This window comes from Methylorubrum rhodinum, assembly GCF_014199935.1.
Lineage (GTDB): Bacteria > Pseudomonadota > Alphaproteobacteria > Rhizobiales > Beijerinckiaceae > Methylobacterium > Methylobacterium rhodinum.
The window spans coordinates 1-1204 of the sequence record NZ_JACHOP010000054.1 but is presented as its reverse complement, the minus strand read 5'-3'; the positions used below and the strand labels follow the sequence as shown (position 1 = coordinate 1204).

Sequence of the window (1204 nt, the reverse complement as noted above, 5' to 3'; positions counted from 1 at the left end):
TAGCACTACTTTGGCAGATCGCTTTCAAGGTGGCTGGTCGAGGGCGGCCTCACAGTGCGGGCATCGCCGCGGTGGTGGCCGGCTGAGGTGTTCCAGGATGGCCTGTCGGATCGCTGGCATCGAGGGCTGGGGTGGTGGGCAGGCGGTTCTTTTTTTTCCGCCCCGCCGCTGCGAGGCGCCGGGACTGGAGGAAGGCGTAGGCCATCATCGTCATCAGCGCGTGGCGATGCAGCCCGGTCCAAGAGCGGCCCTCGAAGTGGTCGAGGCCGAGTTCCTCCTTCATCTGCTGATGCGCCTGCTCGCAGATCCAGCGCGCCTTGATCGTTGCGGCCAGTTGCTTGAGGGTCGCGTCGGCGGGGAGGTTCGTGAGGTAGTATTTGCGCTCGCCCGAGCCGCGCTCCTCGCGCACCAGCCAGACCTCGTCTCCCGGAAGGTGCTGGTTTCCTTTCGTGCCGATCCGCTGGGTCGGGCCATCGGCCATCCGAACCCGCACTGCGCAGAAGCAAGCCCGCAACCGACCCTTGGTGCCGTGCCGCCAGGTCACCGCTCGGCCGGTCATGTCCGCCAGGATCGTCTCGGCCGCGACCGAGACCTGATCCGGGACGTGACGCTTGCGCGGTCGCCCACGCCCCGCGACGGGGAAGATCATCGTCACGTCGGCCGGGTAGACCTTGCTGCGTCCCGAGATCCCGACAGCCCAGGTCAGGCCACGCGCGCTCAGGGCCTGTCGGAACGGGGCAGACCCATAACCCGCATCGGCCAGCACGCAGCCGAAGCGCACGCCCCCCTCCCGGACCCGGTCGATTTCCGCGACGGCGATCTCCAGCTTGGTGCGGGCCTCGCGCCGGTCCTCGGGGACACCGGCCCTGGTCATCCGGTGCGGGTCGCTCGTCCAGGTCTCGGGCAGGAACAGCGCCAGGCCGACCGCCACCGGCACCTCGCCGCGCGCCAGCGTCAGCGACACCAAGGTCTGGCAGTTGGCGGTCTTGCCCAGCGTCGTGGCGTATTGCGGCGCCACCCCGACCGAGCGGCCGCCCTTCTTCGGCAACGCGGTGTCGTCGACGACCAGGACCGCATCCGCACCGCCGACAAGGCGATCGGCCTCGCCGAGCAGCGCCCGCTGCAACGGCGCCTCATCCCAGATCCCGGCCGCGATGAAGTGGTGCAGCCGATCGTAGGAGACCCCATCGGCCCGAGCCGCCAT

1 protein-coding gene is annotated in these 1204 nt (G+C 69.5%); it reads right to left on the bottom strand.

Annotation, left to right across the window (positions count from 1 at the left end):
- Nucleotides 1-49: 49 nt before the first annotated feature.
- On the bottom strand, nucleotides 50-1204 hold a 1155-nt coding region (locus HNR00_RS25285), incomplete at its 5' end, for an IS701 family transposase (protein WP_312886124.1).